The sequence below is a fragment of the Serratia sp. 22264 genome (assembly GCF_052045345.1).
GTDB lineage: Bacteria > Pseudomonadota > Gammaproteobacteria > Enterobacterales > Enterobacteriaceae > Serratia > Serratia plymuthica.
On the sequence record NZ_JBQEOY010000001.1, the window covers coordinates 193,564 to 213,016 of the forward strand.

General features: G+C 57.4%; 19 protein-coding genes. 9 read left to right on the top strand and 10 right to left on the bottom strand.

Annotation, left to right across the window (positions count from 1 at the left end; all coding sequences use genetic code 11):
- Positions 1 to 4: 4 nt before the first annotated feature.
- A complete protein-coding gene (locus tag ACTJJ1_RS01005) occupies positions 5 to 919 on the top strand; it encodes a LysR family transcriptional regulator (protein ID WP_440832034.1) in 915 nt (304 codons plus the stop codon).
- A 73-nt stretch (positions 920 to 992) separates the two neighbouring features.
- A complete protein-coding gene (locus ACTJJ1_RS01010; protein ID WP_004942207.1) occupies positions 993 to 1,622 on the top strand; it encodes a LysE family translocator in 630 nt (209 codons plus the stop codon).
- A 2-nt stretch (positions 1,623 to 1,624) separates the two neighbouring features.
- On the opposite strand, the gene ACTJJ1_RS01015 is transcribed toward ACTJJ1_RS01010, so the two are convergent.
- Positions 1,625 to 2,461 (bottom strand): helix-turn-helix transcriptional regulator, encoded by an 837-nt coding sequence (locus ACTJJ1_RS01015; RefSeq protein ID WP_004942209.1) that lies wholly within the window; start codon positions 2,459 to 2,461, stop codon positions 1,625 to 1,627.
- 98 nt (positions 2,462 to 2,559) lie between these two features.
- On the opposite strand from ACTJJ1_RS01015, the gene ACTJJ1_RS01020 reads away from it, so the two are divergent.
- Genes ACTJJ1_RS01020 through ACTJJ1_RS01035 form a run of 4 tightly spaced genes read left to right on the top strand, consistent with a single transcriptional unit; the run spans position 2,560 to position 7,578 of the window.
- On the top strand, positions 2,560 to 3,981 hold the full coding sequence (locus ACTJJ1_RS01020; RefSeq protein WP_440832036.1) for an MFS transporter: 1,422 nt from the start codon (positions 2,560 to 2,562) through the stop codon (positions 3,979 to 3,981).
- A gap of 60 nt (positions 3,982 to 4,041) precedes the next feature.
- Positions 4,042 to 4,674 (top strand): FMN-binding negative transcriptional regulator, encoded by a 633-nt coding sequence (locus ACTJJ1_RS01025; protein WP_409443347.1) that lies wholly within the window; start codon positions 4,042 to 4,044, stop codon positions 4,672 to 4,674.
- A gap of 38 nt (positions 4,675 to 4,712) precedes the next feature.
- Positions 4,713 to 5,672, top strand: coding sequence for a DNA-binding protein YbiB (gene ybiB, locus ACTJJ1_RS01030; protein WP_440832038.1), 960 nt, complete (start codon positions 4,713 to 4,715; stop codon positions 5,670 to 5,672).
- A 49-nt stretch (positions 5,673 to 5,721) separates the two neighbouring features.
- Positions 5,722 to 7,578: a M3 family metallopeptidase gene (locus ACTJJ1_RS01035; RefSeq protein ID WP_006324329.1), complete on the top strand. Its 1,857-nt coding sequence runs from the start codon at positions 5,722 to 5,724 to the stop codon at positions 7,576 to 7,578.
- 66 nt (positions 7,579 to 7,644) lie between these two features.
- Here ACTJJ1_RS01035 and bhsA read toward each other — a convergent pair whose 3' ends face one another.
- Both bhsA and ACTJJ1_RS01045 read right to left on the bottom strand, forming a co-directional pair.
- Positions 7,645 to 7,905 (bottom strand): multiple stress resistance protein BhsA, encoded by a 261-nt coding sequence (bhsA, locus tag ACTJJ1_RS01040; RefSeq protein ID WP_004942221.1) that lies wholly within the window; start codon positions 7,903 to 7,905, stop codon positions 7,645 to 7,647.
- Between the two features lie 167 nt (positions 7,906 to 8,072).
- Positions 8,073 to 8,711 (bottom strand): flavin reductase family protein, encoded by a 639-nt coding sequence (locus ACTJJ1_RS01045; RefSeq protein ID WP_004942223.1) that lies wholly within the window; start codon positions 8,709 to 8,711, stop codon positions 8,073 to 8,075.
- Positions 8,712 to 8,831: 120 nt separating this feature from the next.
- On the opposite strand from ACTJJ1_RS01045, the gene rlmF reads away from it, so the two are divergent.
- Positions 8,832 to 9,797: a 23S rRNA (adenine(1618)-N(6))-methyltransferase RlmF gene (rlmF, locus tag ACTJJ1_RS01050; RefSeq protein WP_110605882.1), complete on the top strand. Its 966-nt coding sequence runs from the start codon at positions 8,832 to 8,834 to the stop codon at positions 9,795 to 9,797.
- Positions 9,798 to 10,025: 228 nt separating this feature from the next.
- Positions 10,026 to 13,034: a DUF4214 domain-containing protein gene (locus ACTJJ1_RS01055; protein ID WP_440832041.1), complete on the top strand. Its 3,009-nt coding sequence runs from the start codon at positions 10,026 to 10,028 to the stop codon at positions 13,032 to 13,034.
- 112 nt (positions 13,035 to 13,146) lie between these two features.
- On the opposite strand, the gene glnQ is transcribed toward ACTJJ1_RS01055, so the two are convergent.
- From glnQ to dps, 5 genes are all read right to left on the bottom strand, one after another.
- Positions 13,147 to 13,869, bottom strand: coding sequence for a glutamine ABC transporter ATP-binding protein GlnQ (gene glnQ / locus ACTJJ1_RS01060; protein WP_004942230.1), 723 nt, complete (start codon positions 13,867 to 13,869; stop codon positions 13,147 to 13,149).
- Positions 13,866 to 14,525, bottom strand: coding sequence for a glutamine ABC transporter permease GlnP (glnP, locus tag ACTJJ1_RS01065; protein WP_004942232.1), 660 nt, complete (start codon positions 14,523 to 14,525; stop codon positions 13,866 to 13,868). The genes glnQ and glnP overlap by 4 nt, the downstream gene beginning before the upstream one ends.
- Positions 14,526 to 14,630: 105 nt before the next feature.
- Entirely contained in the window at positions 14,631 to 15,374 is a 744-nt protein-coding gene (gene glnH / locus ACTJJ1_RS01070; RefSeq protein ID WP_004942234.1) for a glutamine ABC transporter substrate-binding protein GlnH, read from the bottom strand.
- Between the two features lie 371 nt (positions 15,375 to 15,745).
- Positions 15,746 to 16,012, bottom strand: coding sequence for a DksA/TraR family C4-type zinc finger protein (locus tag ACTJJ1_RS01075; protein ID WP_004942237.1), 267 nt, complete (start codon positions 16,010 to 16,012; stop codon positions 15,746 to 15,748).
- A gap of 188 nt (positions 16,013 to 16,200) precedes the next feature.
- A complete protein-coding gene (gene dps / locus ACTJJ1_RS01080; RefSeq protein WP_006324338.1) occupies positions 16,201 to 16,704 on the bottom strand; it encodes a DNA starvation/stationary phase protection protein Dps in 504 nt (167 codons plus the stop codon).
- A gap of 397 nt (positions 16,705 to 17,101) precedes the next feature.
- Here dps and ACTJJ1_RS01085 point away from each other — a divergent pair, with 397 nt between their 5' ends.
- Positions 17,102 to 17,641, top strand: coding sequence for a shikimate kinase (locus tag ACTJJ1_RS01085; protein WP_440832045.1), 540 nt, complete (start codon positions 17,102 to 17,104; stop codon positions 17,639 to 17,641).
- On the opposite strand, the gene nanQ is transcribed toward ACTJJ1_RS01085, so the two are convergent.
- A complete protein-coding gene (gene nanQ / locus ACTJJ1_RS01090; protein ID WP_020438723.1) occupies positions 17,616 to 18,113 on the bottom strand; it encodes an N-acetylneuraminate anomerase in 498 nt (165 codons plus the stop codon). The genes ACTJJ1_RS01085 and nanQ overlap by 26 nt on opposite strands.
- Before the next feature lie 144 nt (positions 18,114 to 18,257).
- Positions 18,258 to 19,145: a threonine/homoserine exporter RhtA gene (gene rhtA, locus ACTJJ1_RS01095; protein WP_004942245.1), complete on the bottom strand. Its 888-nt coding sequence runs from the start codon at positions 19,143 to 19,145 to the stop codon at positions 18,258 to 18,260.
- Between the last annotated feature and the right edge of the window lie 308 nt (positions 19,146 to 19,453).

Below are 19,453 nucleotides of genomic sequence, written 5' to 3' on the forward strand. Positions count from 1 at the left end.
CATCATGATCTCCAGCGAACGATTACATGCGATCCGCGCCTTTGTGCAGGCCGTTCAGGCCGGCGGTTTTAGCCGCGCGGCGGAACAGCTCGGGCTTTCCCGTTCAACCGTGGGTAAAGCGGTGGCGCGGTTGGAGCAGCGGTTGCAGGTGCGATTGTTTCAGCGCACCACGCGCAGTTTGTCGCTGACTGACGAAGGGCAGCTGTTTTATGACGATTGCCTTAAAGCGCTGGCGGCGCTGGAAGCGGCGGAAAGCCAACTTGCAGCCCGCGCCCGCACGCCGGAAGGATGGTTGCGGGTATCGCTGCCGGTGCTGTTCGGCCAAAAATGGGTGTTGCCGCCGCTGTTGGCGCTGACGGACCGCTACCCGCAGTTGCATCTCGAAGCGCTGTTTTCCAATCGGGCGTCAGATCTGGCGGAAGAGGGCATCGATCTGGCCGTGCGCATCGGTTCGCCCGGCGATGCGGCGGCCATCACCGCGCGCCAATTGGGGGAACAGAAGCAGATACTTTGCGCCGCACCTATCTATCTGGCGCGGCAGGGCGAGCCTGGCGCGGTGGCTGAGCTGTTGCAGCATCAGGCGATCGCCATGCTGCGTGACGGGCATAGCCAGCCCTGGGAATTGCTGGACCCGCAGGGGAAAACTCAGCGGCTGCAACCGCCGGCCCGCCTGCGGTTGGGGAATATGGAGGCGGTGCTGAGTGCCGCCTGCGCCGGGCACGGCATTGCCATGTTGCCGCGCTGGCTGGCGCACGACGCGCTGACGGCGGGAACGCTGCGGGAAATCCTGCCAGGCAGCTGTGGGCCGGGCCTGGCGATTAACGTCGTCTGGTTGAAGGGCACCGCGATGCCGCTGCGGGTGCGGGTGGCGATCGACGCTCTGTTGGCGGACTTCCTGCCCAAGGCTCCATGGCAATGATTTGGCGCTGGTAAAAGCCGATAGCGTGGCTATGATAAAGCTTCGCTCCCGCCACGTTCCGCTCAGGTGATTTATGGTTGATGCTTCCACGCTTTTATTGTTTTCCGGCGCCTGTCTGGCGTTAACGCTAACTCCAGGCCCGGATATGCTGCTAATCGCTTCGCGCAGCGTCAGCCAGGGGCGTCGCGCCGGTTTCGCGTCACTGGCGGGGATCCAGCTCGGCACTTACTGCCACGCATTGGCGGCGGCGTTGGGCCTGTCGCAGCTGTTTGTCGCGGTGCCGCTGGCCTATGATGCGGTGAGACTGTTGGGTGCGGCTTATTTGCTGTATCTGGCGTGGAAAACGCTGCGATCGGGCAGCAGTTTACAGGCATCTTCCGGATTAGCGGCTGTACCGACAGCGCGAATTTTCCGTCAGGGGCTGTTCACCAACCTGCTCAATCCGAAAATGGCGCTGTTCGTTCTGGCGCTGTTCCCGCAGTTTCTCGATCCGCATGCCGGTTCAGTGGTGGTGCAGATGCTGCTGCTGGCGACGGTACTGAATCTGGTGGGCCTGCTGATAAACGGCGGGGTGATCCTGGCGGTCAGTGGCATGAAAAGCCGCTTTGTCGGCCGCCGCTTCAGCGCACGCTGGCCGAACTACCTGCTGAGCGGCGTGTTCGCCGGGTTGGCCTGCAAGCTGATTTTTGACAGCCGCAAATAGCTTCACGCCTGCAACAACGCCTCAAACGCCGCGCTGGCCGGGCATTGCGCCAGCGCGCTGTACATCACCAGCCGCAAATGATTTTCCTCATCGACGATAAACGACGCGTGCTCAAAGGTCACCTGACCGGCGCCCGGCACGTTGAAGGTGCGTTGCCCCTGGCAACGGCCGTGAATGTCATGCTGCTGCCACAGCTGGCGGAACTGCGGCGATACCTGCTCCAGCGCCTGTATCCGTTGCTGCATGGTGGCGTCATCGGGCGCGCGGGCATAGTCGCGGCGAAAGCTGGCGAGGATTTGCGGCGCCTGCGCCTGCCACTCCACCAGCCGTTGGTTGAGCTGCGGATCGGCGAACAGCATCCACAGCATGTTGCGCTGCTCCGCCGGGCGATCGCCGATGGCGAATAGCCTTTCCGCCGCCGGATTCCAGGCGATGATGTCCCAACTCAGGTTCATCACGTAAGCCGGGCGCAACTGCAGGTCGTCCAGCAGGCGGCGCACCAGCGGTGAAACCTGGCACCACTGATGGCCGACCGGTACCGGCGGGCGCTGATGCGCCAGCAAAAACAGATGGTATCGCGCGGTCGCATCCAGCTTTAACACCCGCGCCAGATTTTCCAGAAAATCCACCGAAGCGTTGATTTCCCGCCCTTGTTCCAGCCAGGTGTACCAGGTGAGGCCCACGCCCGCCAACGCCGCAACCTCTTCGCGCCGCAGCCCCGGCGTACGGCGTCGGTTACCGCTCGGCAAGCCGACAGCCTGCGGCGACAGTTTCTCGCGCTTCTGACGCAGAAAGTCCGCCAGATCCTGACGGGTTCTATTGAGGGTACGTGGCGGCATACGGCTGTCCTGTTGTTTTCAGTAATAGTATAAATGGCTATATAGTAACAGTTTAAGACATGTTCCATACTGCCGCCATCGTAATCTCGGGAGGTGTTATGGAACAGTCATTATCTTGCGGCGATCGGGGTTTGCCTGGGTTGCCGGTGTTGTTGTTGGGCGGATTCGTGACGGTGTTTGACCTGTTTGTCGTGAACGTGGCGGCGCCGGTTATCCAGCAGCAGTTCGCCGCCGATTTTGCCGGCGTGGGGCTGATTATCGCCGGCTATGAGCTGGCTTTCGGCGTGTTGTTGATAGCCGGCGGGCGTTTGGGCGATCGTTTTGGCCGTCGCCGGATGTTCAGCCTGGGCATGCTGGGCTTTACCCTGACTTCGGCGCTGTGCGGCTTGGCTACGTCGCTCGGCATGCTGATCGCGGCGCGTTTTCTGCAAGGGGCGGCGGCGGCGCTGCTGTTCCCGCAGATTTATGCGCTGCTGCGCGTGCTGTACGGCCCGCAACAGCGGCGGCGCGCCTTTGCCTGGCTGGGTATGACGCTGGGGCTGGCGGCGATTTTCGGTCAGATCCTCGGTGGGTTCATTATCGAGGCTGATATTTTCGGCAGTGGCTGGCGCATGATTTTCCTGATCAACCTGCCGATTGGCGCGCTGGCTTTGCTGGCGGCGCGGCGCATTCCCGAATCGCGCCTCGAGCAGGCGCAGCGGCTGGATGGCGTCGGCCTGCTGCTGGCAGCAGCGGGCTTGTTGTTGCTGCTAGTGCCATTGTTGGAAGGGCCGTCACGCGGCTGGCCCTGGTGGGTGTGGTCGGCACTGGCGTTGGCGGTGTCGGTACTCTGGTTTTTTGTGCGTTGGGAGCGCCGGTTGGCGCTGCATACCGGAGATGCGGTACTCGATCCTGCGCTGTTCCGGCAGGGAAGCTTTGGCCCTGGGGTCGCGGTGGTGCTGGCGATTTACTCTACCGCCTCCTCGTTCTTCCTGTGTTTTGCGCTGTTGTTGCAGGCGGGGATTGGCCTGACGCCGTTTCAGGCCGGCAGCCTGTTCGCGCCCGCCAGCGTGGCCTTTATGCTGGCCTCGTTTCTGGCGCCAACGCTGGCGCAGCGCTGGGGCAACGGCGTTTTGGCCGGTGGCGTGGCAGTTTACGCCGCCGGGATGGCGTTGCTGGTGGCGCAGGTGCTGTGGGGAACGGCGCTGGCGGCTCCACTCTGGCTGCTACCGGGGTTGGTGATACTGGGGTTTGGACAGGCGCTGAGCATGACGCCGTTGCTTAATCTGGTGCTCGGGCTGGTAAAGGAACAACAGGCGGGCATGGCCGCCGGGGTGATTTCCACCGTGCAGCAGGTGGGCGGCGCACTGGGCATCGCCGCCAGCGGCGCATTTTTTGTCCCGCTGTTGGCTGCGGGCGGCGGAGCGGATCGTTATGGGCAGGCATTTGCCGGCGCCATGATCTACAACCTGTCGGCGATGGGGGTGGCCTTTGTGTTGCTGAGGTGGATCATCCAACAACAGCGTAAACTGGCTCTTTAGCAAACCGCCGGCGGGTGTTATTGCTGGTGGCTTCTACTTGACGTCAAAGGAGCCAAACGCATGTATCAACCTGCCACATTCCGTGAAGATGACCTGGAAGCCCAAATTGCGCTGGTGCGCGCCAACCCGCTGGGCATGTTGATCAGCCAGGGTGAGCAAGGGCTGGTGGCGGATCCGCTGCCGTTTTTGATTGATGCCGACGAGCAGGGAAACATCTGCTTGCGGGCGCACCTGTCACGCGCCAATCGCCACTGGCAAGGGTTACAGGCGGTGCAGGAATGTCTGGTGGTGTTTCAGGGCGTTGATGGCTATATCTCGCCGGGCTGGTACGAAACCAAACGCCGGACCGGCAAGGCGGTGCCGACCTGGGATTACAGTCTGGTGCAGCTATATGGCGTACCCAGGGTAACCGAAGATGCAGACTGGTTGCGCCGGCAACTGGAAGGGTTAACGGCGTTGCAGGAAGGCCGGCAGCCTGAACCCTGGCGGGTTGACGATGCCCCGGCGAATTATATCGCCGCGCAGATCAAGGGGATTGTCGGTATCGAAATCGCCGTGACCCGGCGCGAGGGCAAATGGAAGATGAGCCAGAACCGTAGCCCTGATGACGTCGACGGCGTGATCGCCGGCTTGCGCGCCGGTAACGCCGACCAGCAGCGGTTGGCGGATGAGGTTGAGCGGCGGCGTGGATAGGGTATGCTAATCCCAGACTGAATCAGGGGACGCAGGCGATGGATTACACCAAAATTATCAAAGAAATAGGCCGTGGCAAGAACCACGCGCGCGATCTGGACCGGGAAACCGCCTTTCAGCTTTATCAAAAGATGCTGGCCGATGAGGTGGGTGAGCTGGAGCTGGGTGGCATTTTGATCGCCATGCGCATCAAAGGGGAAGCCGAAGAGGAAATGCTGGGCTTTTACCAGGCGATGCAACAGCAGGTGATGCGCCTGCAGGCGCCGCAGGGGCGACCGATGCCGGTGGTGTTGCCCAGTTATAACGGCGCGCGCAAACAGGCTAATCTGACGCCACTGCTGGCGTTGTTGCTGACGCGCGTCGGCCTGCCGGTGGTGGTGCACGGCGTGCTGGATGACAGCACCCGCGTCACCAGCGCGGAAACCTTCCGTGCGCTGGGCCTGCCCTGGTCACAAGATGCCGCTCATGCTCAGCAACGTCTGGACAACGGCGAAACGGTATTTATCCCGGTCGGTGCCTTATCCGCCCCGCTGGACAGGCAGCTTGGCCTGCGCTGGCGCATGGGGGTGCGTAACAGCGCCCATACGCTGGCCAAACTGGCGACGCCCTTCGGCGAGCAGGATGTGCTGCGCATCGCCAGCGTGTCGCATCCGGAATATGTCGGCCGCGTGGCATCCTTCTTTCGCCAGATTGGCGCCCGCGGGCTGCTGATGCACGGTACCGAAGGGGAAGCCTACGCCAACCCGCAGCGCTGCCCGCAGATCCATTACATTGTCGACGGCGAACAGCAGGTGCTGCTGGAGCGGCCGGCACAGGACGAGACGCCAGTGCTGCCGGCGGCGAAGGATGCCGAAACCACCGCGCGCTGGACCGAACGCTGCCTGGCGGGGGAGGTGGCTATTCCGCTGGCGATCCAGCGCCAGATTGCCTGCTGTCTGCTGGCTGCCGGTGAAGTTGATAGCCTGGAACAAGGGTTGGCGCGTTTACGCAGCGCGTAAATCCCTTGGCTATACTGGAACATCACGCATATTGGCCGAAAGGATGGTTATGCAACAGGCTCTCGATTACTTCAATCAATTGAATCAGGACTACCTCGACGTTCACCGCGCCAAAGAAGATCTGTTCTGGCAGAACTATATGGGCACCGGCGGTGATGAGGTTTCGGCGCGCTTCTCGGCGGCGGAAAGCGCCTACAAGCGCTTTATCGGCGAACCGCGTCGGCTGGCTGAAATTCGCCGGCTGCTGGCCGGGCTGGAGATCTTGCCGCAGGATGCGCAGCGTGATGCGCTGCAACATGGGTTGAACGGTTGGCTGCGTTTCTTCGACTGCAACGCGATTGAAGATGCGCAGGCGCAAACGCTGCTGGATCAGATCATCAGCGCCGAGGCGGACCTTTATACCCGGCGCAAGGCCAACCCGGTCAGCCACCTGAATGCCGCAGGGCAACGGGTGAATGCTTCGCTCGGCGAGCTGTTGACCAATCAGGCCACCAATGAAAACGAAGACTGCCGCCGCAGCTCGCAAGACGCGCTGCGCGAGCTGGAACAGTGGCTGCTGCACAACGGCCTGCCGGAGCTGATTAGCCTGCGAAACCGTTTTGCGCGCCAGATGGGTTTTCGCAACTATTTCGACTACAAGGTGAACAAAACCGAGCGCATGACGCCGGAACAGCTGTTCGCCATCCTCGATCGTTTCGAGCAGCAGACCCGGGAGGCCAACTCACGCAGCTTGCAACAGCTGGCGGCGGAGAAGGGCGCGCAGGCGCTGGAACCCTGGAACCTGCGTTATGCCAGCGCCGGTGACGTGACCCGTCAACTGGATCCCTATTTCCCGTTTGCTCAGTCGCTGGAACGTTGGATCAACAGTTTCAAACGGCTGCACATCGGTTTTCGCGGCGCGCAGATGGATCTCGATCTGCTGGTGCGCCCAGGCAAGTATGAAAACGGCTTTATGCACGGGCCGGTGCCGCCGTTTATCCAGCAGGGCAAATGGCTGCCGGCGCGGATTAACTTTACCAGCCTGGCGCAGCCGGATCAGGTAGGCAGCGGTGCTCATGGCTTGAATACCCTGTTCCACGAGGGCGGGCACGCCGCGCACTTTGCCAATATTTGTCAGAACGCACCCTGCTTCTCGCAGGAGTTTCCGCCAACGTCAATGGCCTATGCCGAAACCCAGTCGATGTTCTGCGACAGCCTGCTGGACGATGCCGATTGGCTGAAACGCTATGCGAAGAACGCCGCCGGCGAACCGGTGCCGGATGCGTTGATTGAGGCCAGTATCGCAGCACGCCAACCGATGCGGGCCTTCAACGAACGCCATATCTTGCTGGTGCCTTACTTTGAATGGGCGCTGTACCAGTGGGAGGATGAACAACGTACGCCGGAGGCGATTACTGCGCTGGCGCGCGAGGTAGAAAGCAAAATATTGGGTATCAGCGGCAGCCCGCGCCCGACGCTGGCGATCCCGCATCTGTTGTCGCTGGAGTCGGCCTGTTCCTATCAGGGCTATCTGCTGGCGTTGATGGCGGTCGAGCAGACGCGCCAATTCTTCCTGCAGCGCGACGGTTATCTCACCGACAACCCGGCGATTGGCCCGGATCTGGCACGCCACTACTGGTTACCGGGCAACGGCGTCAGCCACGACGATACGCTGCGCAGCCTGACCGGCGAAGGTTTTAACCCGGACTACCTGGCACAGGCCTGTAACCAGACGGTAGCGCAGGCCTGGCAGGAGGCGCGGCAGACCATTGCCGATGCCGCCGCCCGGCCGCAGCCGGCGGCGGATTTCGACCTGGCGGCGCATATCCGGGTGGTGGATGGCGATAAGGTGCTGGCGGATAATGCCGGGGGCGACGAGCAGATGTGTCGTGATTTCGCTGCGGCGATTAACGCTCGCCTGGGCTGACAACCCATTGAAAAAAGCCCGCCGATAGCGCGTATCGGCGGGCTTTTTTTTATCTGCAACAAATGATTAGTTGTAGATGACCGCAGTGGCATGCATCAGGTTATTACCGCTGGTAGAGGTAATAGTAAAGGCTTTGGCGCCGGCCGCATCGGCTTTGGCTGCCAACTGAGCTTTCAGGCTGCTCAGGTCGGTAGCGCCGCTGGCGGTGATCACGCCGGCTTTTTCGAATTGGGCGGCGTCTTGTGCGCTGACGTGTTCAGCGGCAAAAGAAGTGAAAGATACGGTAGCCAGAGCGATAGCAGCAGCAAAAGTTTTGATGTTTTTCATGAGGGTCATTCCTGTCAAGTTTGTAAGGGAGAAAGGGGGTTGCCTTTCGATGGAGTGATTATTACGCAGTGACAGGCAGGATGAAATCGGAGAGTATTGATAATCTTTTTCAGATTTTTTGATCGTTAATTCCCCCTCGTTCTCCCGAAGGAGAACGAGGGGTTTGTTCAGCGCTTCAGGGCATCCGGGCGCAGCAGATCGAAACGGTGTTGTTCCGAAATGCCATAGTAGGCGCTCGGCCCGCCGGCGCGCAGGATAGGTTCGGCTGCGGCGGTTTGATAAACGCCATGCTCGTCCAGCAACGCGGGGTCGATATGCACCGCGACCACTTCGCCCAGCACCAGCCAGGTTTCCACCTTCTCGCCGGCGGCGCTTTGCAACTGAATGCACTGCGTCAGGCGGCATTCAAAGTTGACCGGGCTTTCCGCTACGCGCTCGGCCTTCACGCGCCGACCGGGCAGCGGCGTTACGCCGGCAAAGGCAAATTCATCTTCGCCGCGCGCCAGGCTGGCGGAACTGTTGTTCATGGCCTCGGCGAGCGGGCGTGTCGCCAGGTTCCAGACAAACTCTCCGGTTTCCACGATGTTCGCCACGCTGTCTTTCCAGCCGGTGCTGGCAAAGCCGATGATGGGCGGGCGGTAGTTGAAACAGTTAAAGAAGCTGTAAGGCGCCAAATTGCGTTGGCCATTGGCACCGACCGAGGAGATCCAACCGATGGGGCGCGGACCGACGATGGCGTTCAGGGGATCGTGCGGCAGACCGTGGCCTGCGGCGGGCTCATAGTAATAACGGGACTCACTGCTCATAAACGACCTGGTGTGGATTAACCGAGCTTTTATTTTGACGGGTTTCTCGTCGGCTGCAAGTTTGGCGTCGCTTTATGGTATCTTACGCGCCAGAAATGCCTTTAAAGAGAGCCCGTCACGGTGGAAAAAAAGAAAACCTTCCCGCAGCAGAAAAGCGGCCTGCACCCGCGTAACCGTCATCGCTCACGCTATGATTTTCCGGCGCTGATCGTCAGTTGCCCGGCTCTGGAGCCGTTCGTCAAGCCGAACGCCTGGGGCGATATCTCGGTCGACTTTGCCGATCCGGCGGCGGTTAAAATGCTCAACCGTGCCTTGCTGCAACATTTTTATGGTATCGAACACTGGGATATTCCTGCCGACTACCTTTGCCCGCCGATCCCTGGGCGAGCCGATTACCTGCACCATCTGGCGGACCTGCTGGCCACCAGCAACGGTGGCGAGATCCCGCGCGGTAAAGGCGTGGCGATCCTCGACGTGGGCATTGGCGCCAACTGCATTTATCCGATCGTCGGCCTGCGCGAGTACGGTTGGCGGTTTACCGGTTCGGAGATCGACCCGGTATCGCTCAATTCGGCCAAGATGATCGTAGAGATGAACCCGACGCTGAGAAACAGCGTGCGTCTGCGTTTGCAAAAACAGCCGGAGTTTATCCTTAACGGCATTATCGGCGTGGCGGAGAAGTTTGACGCCACGCTGTGCAATCCGCCGTTCCACGGTTCAGAACAGGAAGCGCGCGCCAGCACCCGCCTTAAACTGCACAAGCTGGGCAAAGGCGAAGTGGCCGACAAGCCGATACAGAACTTCGGCGGCAAGAATAACGAACTGTGGTGTGAAGGCGGTGAAGAAGCCTTCGTACGCAAGATGGTGGAGGAGAGCGTCGGCAAGGCGCAGAACTGCCTGTGGTTTACCTCGCTTATCTCCAAAAATACGACTCTGCCAAGCATTTACCACGCACTGAAGCTGGCGGGTGCGGTGGAAGTACGCACCATCGAGATGGCGCAGGGGCAAAAGATCAGCCGTTTCGTGGCCTGGACCTTCCATGACGCCGAGCAGCAGGCTGCCTGGGCGGCAGAACGCTGGCGTTAATCACCAATCGCCGAGTCTGCACGAATATTTACCAGTATGGGAGGCAACGCCCATACTGGCCGGAAGCCTGGTTTCCTTTCTTGACATACTCCATTAAGGTTCCTTAACTGTAGGGACACCAATAATAACCATTCCAGCAGTGTGCATCGTCTCTTTCCTTGAAACAGGGGAGAGGTTTGCGGCACCGATGTGCCGTATCCATTACTCGACACATTAGCAGGAGTTATTATGATTCCTTTATCTACGCAGCAAGAGATCGGCGCTCTGATCATTGGCATTTTTGGGCGTCTACCGACGATTTCAGAAATCGACTATTACGACAGTCAATTTGATATAGGCAGTCAGCCGCCGGCCTATATGGCCAGCATTTTAATGAGTCAGCCTGATGCCGACTGGATGAACGGCCAGAACGAATACGATATCCTCACCTCGATCTACTTCTCTGTTTATAACGCCTCCCCCGATCCGGATTACATCAACGGGCTGCTTGCGATGGGCCATTTCAACAGTGCGGTCGCCAGTGTGGTGATCGATCTGGCTAATTATCTGGGCAACGATCCGGTCATTTTGGCGCAGCGCGATGCCCTGGAGCAGCGGATTGCCGAGGGGCTATATCCCTCTGTTGCCGCAGATGCCGCCGGCGGCGCGGGGGATGCCCTGGCCATGTTCTATCTGCTAAAGGCGCCATGGCTGGCCGATGAACTCAATCAGTATGGGCGCCAGCTCAACGAGGGCGCAGATCTGGCCGGATTGGCGCAGGAAAAAATAGAGACTCTGCCGATCAATAACCTGTCTGACAGCGATTTTATTCTGCGGCTGTTCGAGCAGGGGTTTGAACGCTCGCCAACGGCGGCAGAATTGGCAGATTATCAGCATCGCCTGGCGGAAGGGGCGACGCGTGGCGATCTGCTGGTTGTCATGATTGAACAACTGCGCGGCGTAGTTGCGCCGGAGGACCGAACTGCGCAGCAGCATTTTAATGATGCCGGTTATGAGTATCAGCCGGGAGAGCTGCCCGCGACGGTGTATTTGGAACAGATAGCCGCGCTGTTTCGCGCCATTCCTGAGCGGAGTATTGACGCCACCTCGCTGGATACCTGGAGCAAGATTCTGGCCTCTGGCACTCTCAATTACCCTGAGTTAGTCACCGCCCTGTTGGCAACCCCTGAGTTTCAGGAGCAGGTTGGTTCTCTGCAGGGCGATGCCTTTATTCAGCATGTGTACCAGGCCGTTCACGGTAGGGCGGCGGATGAGCAACAACTGGCGCACTATCGGGCATTAGGCGACGACAAGGGACTGATAACACAGGCGGTGATTGAGGATTTGGTGACTGCCGCTGCGAACGGTGGCATAACGCAGAGCGAACAATGGGCGTTTGCACGCGATATAGGGCAGAGTCTGGCCTATAAAACCACGGCTTCGCTCAGTACCAGCGAAGAGGGCGGAAACGCTTACGGGACGGTAAACACCCACAGCGGGCATTCGCTGAGCAACGCGGAAACCGCCGTGCTGTTCCGGGTTTTCCTCAATGCAGATGCGGATGTCACTGTAGATCTGAGCTATGCCTCCCAACTTTCCTATTTGATTATCAACGGGGACAGCGCAGCGGCCATTCAACTGCACAACAATCCGAACGTCAGATATGGCGTGGAGGTGACGGTCAATAACGCTAACGTTACCCTCGACGGCACTTACGGTGGCGATCAGGTACAGTTAACGGCATTGGCCGACGTCGCCGCTGCAACCGGGCATTTTAATCTGAGCGAGGGCAACGACAGCCTGCTGTGGGCCGGAAACTCTACCGGCGGCGCCAACCATGTCGGGGCGCTGCTGGGGGCGGACGGCGGGGCAGGCCTGGATATCCTGTCCGCTAATCTGATCGTCAAACTCACTTCCACGCTGGATCTTTGGGGGGTGCGTGTCAGCACGGTTACCAGCAATGCCGCCAATTTTAGCCATTTTGAACAGCTCGATCTGGCCGGTTATATCGGCCAGGCTGAAGCTACGCTGAATAAGGTCAGCTGGAGTGGAATCAAGACAGAGAAAGTGACGACCAATGCCCATATTTTTGACTACGGTGTGCTAAGCGGCCATGCGACAGTCGAGGGAACCCGAGGGGGATATGTCATTCAGGATCGGGCTGCGGAGGATCTGGGGAGCGGCGGACTGTTGCTTTCCGCTCGGGCGGATAATGTAAAAGTGATCAACGCCAATGCGGATGCTGCCCGGCTTGAAATCAGCAGCGTGGGCGATCAGGCTGATAGCCGGCTTGAGATCGACTTTGTGGCAAATGCCACCCATAGGTTCGATCTGCTGTTTTCCGGCCGTGGAGATGCGGGGTCGTTGGCGTTGGGATCCCACGGCAGTGAAAACCCGCTGGAGCTGCTCGCCATCACCGCGGCGGCTTGGGGCCGTAACGCCCTGACGTTGACCGGCAGCAATGAACAGCTGCATGACATCGTGCTGTCCGGCAAGGCGAGTTTTGAGCTGACGCTCGGTGAGGGATACGCCAATGTAGGTCTGATTGACGCTTCGTCGTTTGCCGGCAATGCATTCACCCTGAATGCTGCCCATGGCGGTAGCGGTAACGGTACCTTGGTTCAAATGCTGGATTTGTTGCCGCTGAGCGGAGGGGCTCAGGCGAAATTGGAACCGCTATTGGGAGAGCTTGGTCTGCTGGGCGAGCAACTGCTGGTGAAGGGGGGAGGCGGTAATGACCACTTCAGCATCATGGGTGATACCACCATCGTTGCCGGAGCGGGGCAAAATAACCTAACCTTGCAATCAAGTACGGCGGCTTCTGGCGTGACGCTCAGGGATTTTTCGCTGGAACGAGACAGCTTTACTGATGTTATGTCCGGGTTACGTTTATCCAATGATGCCGGCGGGAACGCATTGGCGGATTACGGCACCAGCACGGGTGAAAATATTGAAACTCGGATAGGCGCTCTGACGGCCGATCAGACAGGAAGCGCAAGCCAATTGCTGGCGGCGTTGTTGGATTTGGGCAGTATTGATGCTCTCAGCGCTAAGGTAGGGGTGGGCAGCGTACTGGCCGACAAAAACAGCAGTTACATTATTATCGATAACAATGACGATCATCGACTGGATGCCGCTGACAGCGTGATTCTGTTATTGGGGCAGGATCACCAAACGCTGCTGAGCGAACTGCGCTATGTTCCGCAACAGGTGGAGCTAACCGGTGCAGTGGCGACGGAGGAGCTGTTGGTTGCCTGAGTTTTGTGTTGTTGCATTTATAACGACGGCACCGGTTATGCGGCATCAGAAAGTGGCATCGCCTGTTTAGAAACGGCGGACGCAGAACGCGCCCGCCGTTGAGCAGGGTAAATCAGGAGACGTGCTGCAGGAACTCTTGCAGACGCGGGCTTGGCGGCGAGTTGATCAGATCGTGCGGGTTGCCGTCTTCGGCTATACGGCCCTTGTCGATGAAGATCAGACGCGACGCCACTTTTTCGGCAAAGCCGACTTCGTGGGTCACGATCACCATGGTCATGCCTTCTTCAGCCAGATCTTGCATAACCTTCAGCACTTCGTGACGAAGTTCCGGGTCAAGCGCCGATGTAGGTTCGTCGAACAGCATCATTTTCGGTTTTACCGCCAGCGCACGGGCGATGGCCACGCGCTGCTGCTGGCCACCGGACAGTTCGGAAGGGTAGTGATGCGCGCGTTCCGCCAGGCCCACTTTGGCCAACAGCTCACGCGCCAGTTTTTCCGCTTCCGACTTTTTCAGACCGCGTACACGGATCGGGCCAAAGGCGACGTTTTCCAGCGCCGTCAGGTGCGGGAACAGGTAAAACTGTTGGAACACCATGCCGGCTTCCTGACGGATCAGGCGATCGTCGACCTTGGGATCGTTGGCTTTCAGACCATCGACGAACAGATCGCCGCTGGTGATCTCTTCCAGTTTGTTGATGCAGCGCAGCAGCGTGGACTTGCCGGAGCCGGAAGGCCCGATAATCACCACCACTTCACCCTGGTTGATTTGCAGGTCGATATTGTGCAGCACTTGGGTTTGGCCAAAATGCTTGGAGACGTTTTTAAATTCAATCACAGGATTTTCATCCTTCTTTCCAGACGACGCAGAACGAAGCTCAGCACCAGGGTGATGATCAGATAGATAACCGCTACGGCGCTCCAGATTTCCAGCGCACGGAAGTTACCGGCAATAATTTCCTGGCCCTGACGGGTCAGTTCCGCCACGCCGATCACGATGAACAGCGAAGTGTCTTTAATGCTGATGATCCACTGGTTACCCAGCGGTGGCAGCATGCGGCGCAGCGCCAGCGGCATAATGACGTAGCGGATGGTTTCACGGCGTGACAGCCCCAACGCCAGCCCCGCCTCGCGGAATCCGTTGTGGATCGACAACACCGCACCACGGGTAATTTCCGCAATGTAGGCGCCGGAGTTGATCATGATGGTGACCACCGCCGCGCTGAACGGGTCTATGCGTAAATCGCTGAACGCCATTGGCAGGGCGAAGTAGATAAACATCACCTGTACCACGATCGGCGTACCGCGGATAACTTCAATGAATACCAGAGCGGCATGGTTGGCAAGCCAACCGCCGTAGGTACGGGCAAAGCCGGCAACAAGGCCGATGATCAGGCCGCCAATCAGACCGAGGACCGAAATCCACAGGGTCATTTTGGCGCCCTCTAACAGAATGGGGATGGCGGGCCAGATGGCGCTCCAGTCGAACTGCATGGTATTTTCTCCCGATGATCCCAACGCTGGGAATCAGATACAACAAAGCGCAGGGGCTAAGGCACAGCCCCCGTGCTCAAGTTAAACAGTGGCTGACGTCACCCGTTATTTAGGCTCAGTACCGAACCATTTTTTGTAGATTTCGTTGTAGGTGCCGTTGTCGCGCAGCGTTTTCAGCGCGCCGTTCACCTTCACGCGCAGCTCGTCACTGCCTTTCGGGAAGGCGATGCCGTATTGCTGGGCTTCCAGTGATTCACCGACGGTTTTGAACTTGCCTGCGCCTGCAGTTTTAATGAAGTACAGGATATTTGGCGTGTCGTGCAGTACCGCGTCAGCGCGCTTGGTGCCCAGTTCCATATAGGCGTTATCGATGTTCGGGAACTGACGCAGATCTTTGGTTTTGATGTTTTGCTTGGCGTAATCCACCGAGCCGGTGCCGCTCTTCACCGCCACCACTTTACCGTCCAGATCCTTCACGCTTTTTACGCTATCGTCGTTGGCATTCACCATTACCAACAGACCGCTTTTGTAGTAACCGTCGGAAAACTCGATGGCTTTTTTACGTTCTTCGGTGATGGTGATACCCGCCAGCGCCAAATCGATGTTTTTAGTTTGCAACGCCGGGATGATGCCGCTGAAATCCATAGGTTTCAGGGTGTAATCCAGTTTCAGCTCTTTAGCGATCGCGGCCCACAGGTCGATATCGAAGCCAACGTATTTGTCGCCTTGCTTGAATTCAAAGGGAACGAATGCGGTATCGGTTGCGACGATCAGTTTGTCTGCTGCGTGGGAGCTTACGGCAAAAGCCAGCGAAAGTGCGGCCAGGGAGACTTTGAAAATTGACTTCATGTGAGGAATTTCCTGTACAGGTTGCGGATTACCCATTTTTTATATTGCAGTTGGTGCCATGAAAAAATCGTGCCATGTTTGCAACTACTATAAAAACAAAGAGTTGTGATGCAATGTTGTGCTTTGAAGGCATATTATTATTGTCGTGCACCAAATTGAGGCCCCAAAATGGTGCTTTTGGTCCCGCAGTGGTGCACTGGCCTATCATTAACCAAATAATGGGGGTGAAACAACCGATAGTTAACAGTTTCGCTTCAATATTGATAACTAACTCTAACTTTTATGATGCATCGTTGTTGCATATGGTGCAGGAATGTTCGATAAGTACGGGAAATGGTCGCGGAACCTGGCGCCCTTAACCATTCACGCTCTTAACGCAACTGGCTGTCTTTGCTTCCGCGTCGATTATATAAGCCGCTGCCAGTTTGTTTTTTGTCCAGTTCGGTTTGGCAGACCAGGCAATAACGCACGCCTTTTAACGCTTGCCGGCGCGCCAGCGGAATTTCTTCGCCGCACTCCTGGCAATAATGCTCGCTCTCACCTTGACCCAGCGCATGCCGTGCACGCTGTACAGCGTCATCAACGGTGGAGTCGATCTGATCCTGTACGGCGCCATCCGCCGCCCAGCCGTTTGCCATGGTGACCTCACTTTGGTGTCTTCGCCGTATTCCTCTGTACGTAACGCGGCCAATCGCTGCCTGATTAAGTCTACTATGGGCGTTTTTTTGAGCAATTCAAGCGGCGTAAAAAGAAAAACAGGCCGGGATAAAGTCCGCAGCCTGTTTAATTCCCGCGATGCGGGGTGGGGGATAGCCTTTACCCGGGTTTATTCAATATTGGATTCGATAAACCACAGGAATTTGTCCAGATCGCGTGATGCTGCAGTGAACATATCGGCAGTATCTTCATCTTCCACTTCGGAGATGGCCTTGCGAATGTCGTTCGCCACTGCGCCATAACGATCCGCCAGCGCTTTCAGATGTTCCTGCACGCTGTGGATGTTGGTTGGATAGCTTTTCAGCGGGGTTTTATCGTTCACCACCTGCACGGTACCCAGTGCCACGCCGCCCAGCTGCACTACGCGCTCGGCAAAAGTATCCTGATGATCGGTGATCGCGGTGCGGAACCCGTCCAGCATTTCATGAACGGCAATAAAATTGGCGCCACGCATGTTCCAGTGCGCCTGTTTGGTGATCAACGACAGGTCAATAAACTGCACCACCTGATGGTTCAGGGCTTTGATCGCGGCCAGCTTCGTTTTTTCGTCCATGTCATTACGGGTGTAAAGCAGATCAGAAGATTTCGTTTTCACCAGTTTAGCGGTACTCATATCAGATATCCTCTTTGTGGGTCGTTGTCCTATTTTTGTCACGGGAGTAATTATAGCAGCCATATTCATTCCTGCAGCGTGAAAATGGCTATTGGATAAATAGGCAATAACGAATGGGAATTTTCCCTTGAAAATCGCAGTGCGATAACTTGGCTTTATTGTTTATTAACGTTATGAATTTTAACGATTTTAAATTTTCCATCCATGAGTTTGTAACGATTGAAGATAATAATAAAAACGGGGGGGTACTTCTCGTAATAAATTCATTTTCCAGAGTGATATATTTTTAGGGAAGCCCTGATTGTGTCGTTATGTTAATTGACTGTTAATTCAGGTTGATAGCCCGATAATGGAACGTATAGAATATCTACCCCTTATTTTTATCGCCTGTGAACCTATGAAAATTAACGTAGTGGGAACCAGCGGCAGTGGCAAAAGCACGGTGGCGCGCCAGTTGGCGGAAAAATTTTCAGTGCCTTATATCGAGCTGGACAAGCTATTTTGGCGGCAGGATTGGCAAGGCACGCCGGATGATGAGTTTTTGGCCCGTCTCGCACAGGTGCTGGGCGATGCGGACGGCGGCTGGGTGCTGGACGGCAATTATACACGAACCAAATCGATCAAGTGGCGTGAGGTCGATTGGGTCGTGTGGGTGGACTACGGGTTCTGCCGCACGCTGTTTCAGGCTGTGCGCCGTGCAGCCACGCGAGCCTGGGCCCGCACTGAATTGTGGCCCGGCACCGGCAACCGCGAGAGCTTTCGCCGTTCTTTTTTCAGCCGCGATTCGATAATTCTGTGGACCCTCAAAACCTACCGTAAAAACCGGGCCAACTACCTTGATGATATGAAGAACGCCCGGTATGCACATATCCGCTTTATTCGGCTGCGTTCACCCGGGCAGACCCTGACGTTTATTCGTTCTTTACCTCAGGAGTGATCGGCGGCAACAGCAGGCTGTAATGCACCTTCACCACGGCTTTCTTGATAACCGTTGGGGCATTCAACTGACACCCGGGTTGATGCGGTTCATAGGGCAAGAAGATGGCGTACATGCCGGGAAACATTTGCAGCGTCTGGCGATGGCGGATGATATCCGACAGTTGCAGATCCTGCGCTTCGTCGTAGGGCCGTTCGCTTTGCCAATCGCCCGGCAACCCGTAATCAATGCGTTCTTCGCCACTGATTAACAGATGAATGGCGGCATATTCCCGATGCAGTTCGGCGCGATTGGCCTGCGCCGGCCCGGTTGTCAGCGTCATTACTTCCATAAAGAGCTTCTCGCCGTCGATTTCATGCCGCCCCAGCGCCAGCTCGGGCAGATCGTATTGACGCAGAGCAGTGAGGGCCTTAATCAGTACTGACGACATTCCACGGCCGTAGCGTGGGTTAAACAGAGTGTTATAAATCACTTTGGTTCTCCATGTGATCAACCCTGCCGGGTTGGGTTCCATAAAAGCGTTGGTTGTTTCGGGAAAAAGTATGCCCGTTTGTCGGTACGAAAACAGTTAACCCGCCAGCATTCCGCTTTAGCGCCATGCGGGCGTATCAGATTATCAAGACAGTTTTTCGATTTGCGGTTTGGATTTGATGGTCAGAGTCGAGCCCATCGATGCCGCGATAATCGCTGCCAGAGCCAGCCATTGCACCAGGGTCAGGTGCTCATTAAGGAACAGCATGCCCGAAAGCGCAGCCATTGCCGGCTCCAGGCTCATCAGAGTGCCAAAGGTGCGCGCCGGGATTTTCGGCAGCGCGATGATCTCCAGCGAATAAGGGAGCGCGGTCGACAGGATCGCTACCGCCAGCGCGGTGGGCAGAATATCGACATTAAGCAATACGCTGCCGGCTTGCCAGGCGCCAATCGGGCAGAACACCAAAGCGGCTATCAGGGAACCGACTGCCACCGTTCCCGGTCCATGATCGCCGCCGGCCTTCTGGCCAAAAATAATATAGACCGCCCAGCAGGCGCCCGCGCCCAGCGCGCAGGCTGCACCGAAAGGATCGATACTGCCCATGTCATGACCCAGTGGCAACAGGAACCACAACCCGACCAGTGCCAGCACCACCCATAAAAAGTCTATCGCACGGCGTGAGGAAAACATGGCGACCGCCAGCGGGCCGGTGAACTCCAGCGCCACGGCGATGCCGAGCGGCAGGGTGCGCAGCGAAAGGTAGAACAGGTAATTCATGGCGCCCAACGCCAGGCCGTAGACCAGCAGCGGCAAGCGGCTGCCGGCGGCGAAGCGCATGCGCCACGGGCGGAAGATAATAAACAGAATCAGCGTGCCGATGCTCAGACGCAGCGTGGTGATCCCTTCCGCGCCGACCAGCGGAAACAGGCTTTTGGCCAGCGAGGCGCCGCCCTGGATCGATACCATGGCGATGATTAACAAACAGATGGGCAGCAGCGCGGAAGGCGCTTTAGCGGGTGTAGACGCAGACATCCTTATGAGCCTTTTGTTCGCCTTCCACAGCCTTGGGAAGACAGTCGAAATTTGGATGAGGGCAGTGTAAATGAAATGGGGTAAATGTGTCTGCGAAAAGCGTACGAAACGGTAAAAGCCACCGGCTTCAGACGCAAAACAAGCGCATATGGTCAAAAAATGCGCATTTATTTCGGAATTGTCTGGATATTAAATAGGTGATTCTTGTCACACAAACGAGTAGAATGCGGCTCGAAAATAGAGCGAAAAGAAGTAGATACACTGTTCTTGAAATCTTATGTTACACGATATAAAGCGTTAGACACTCA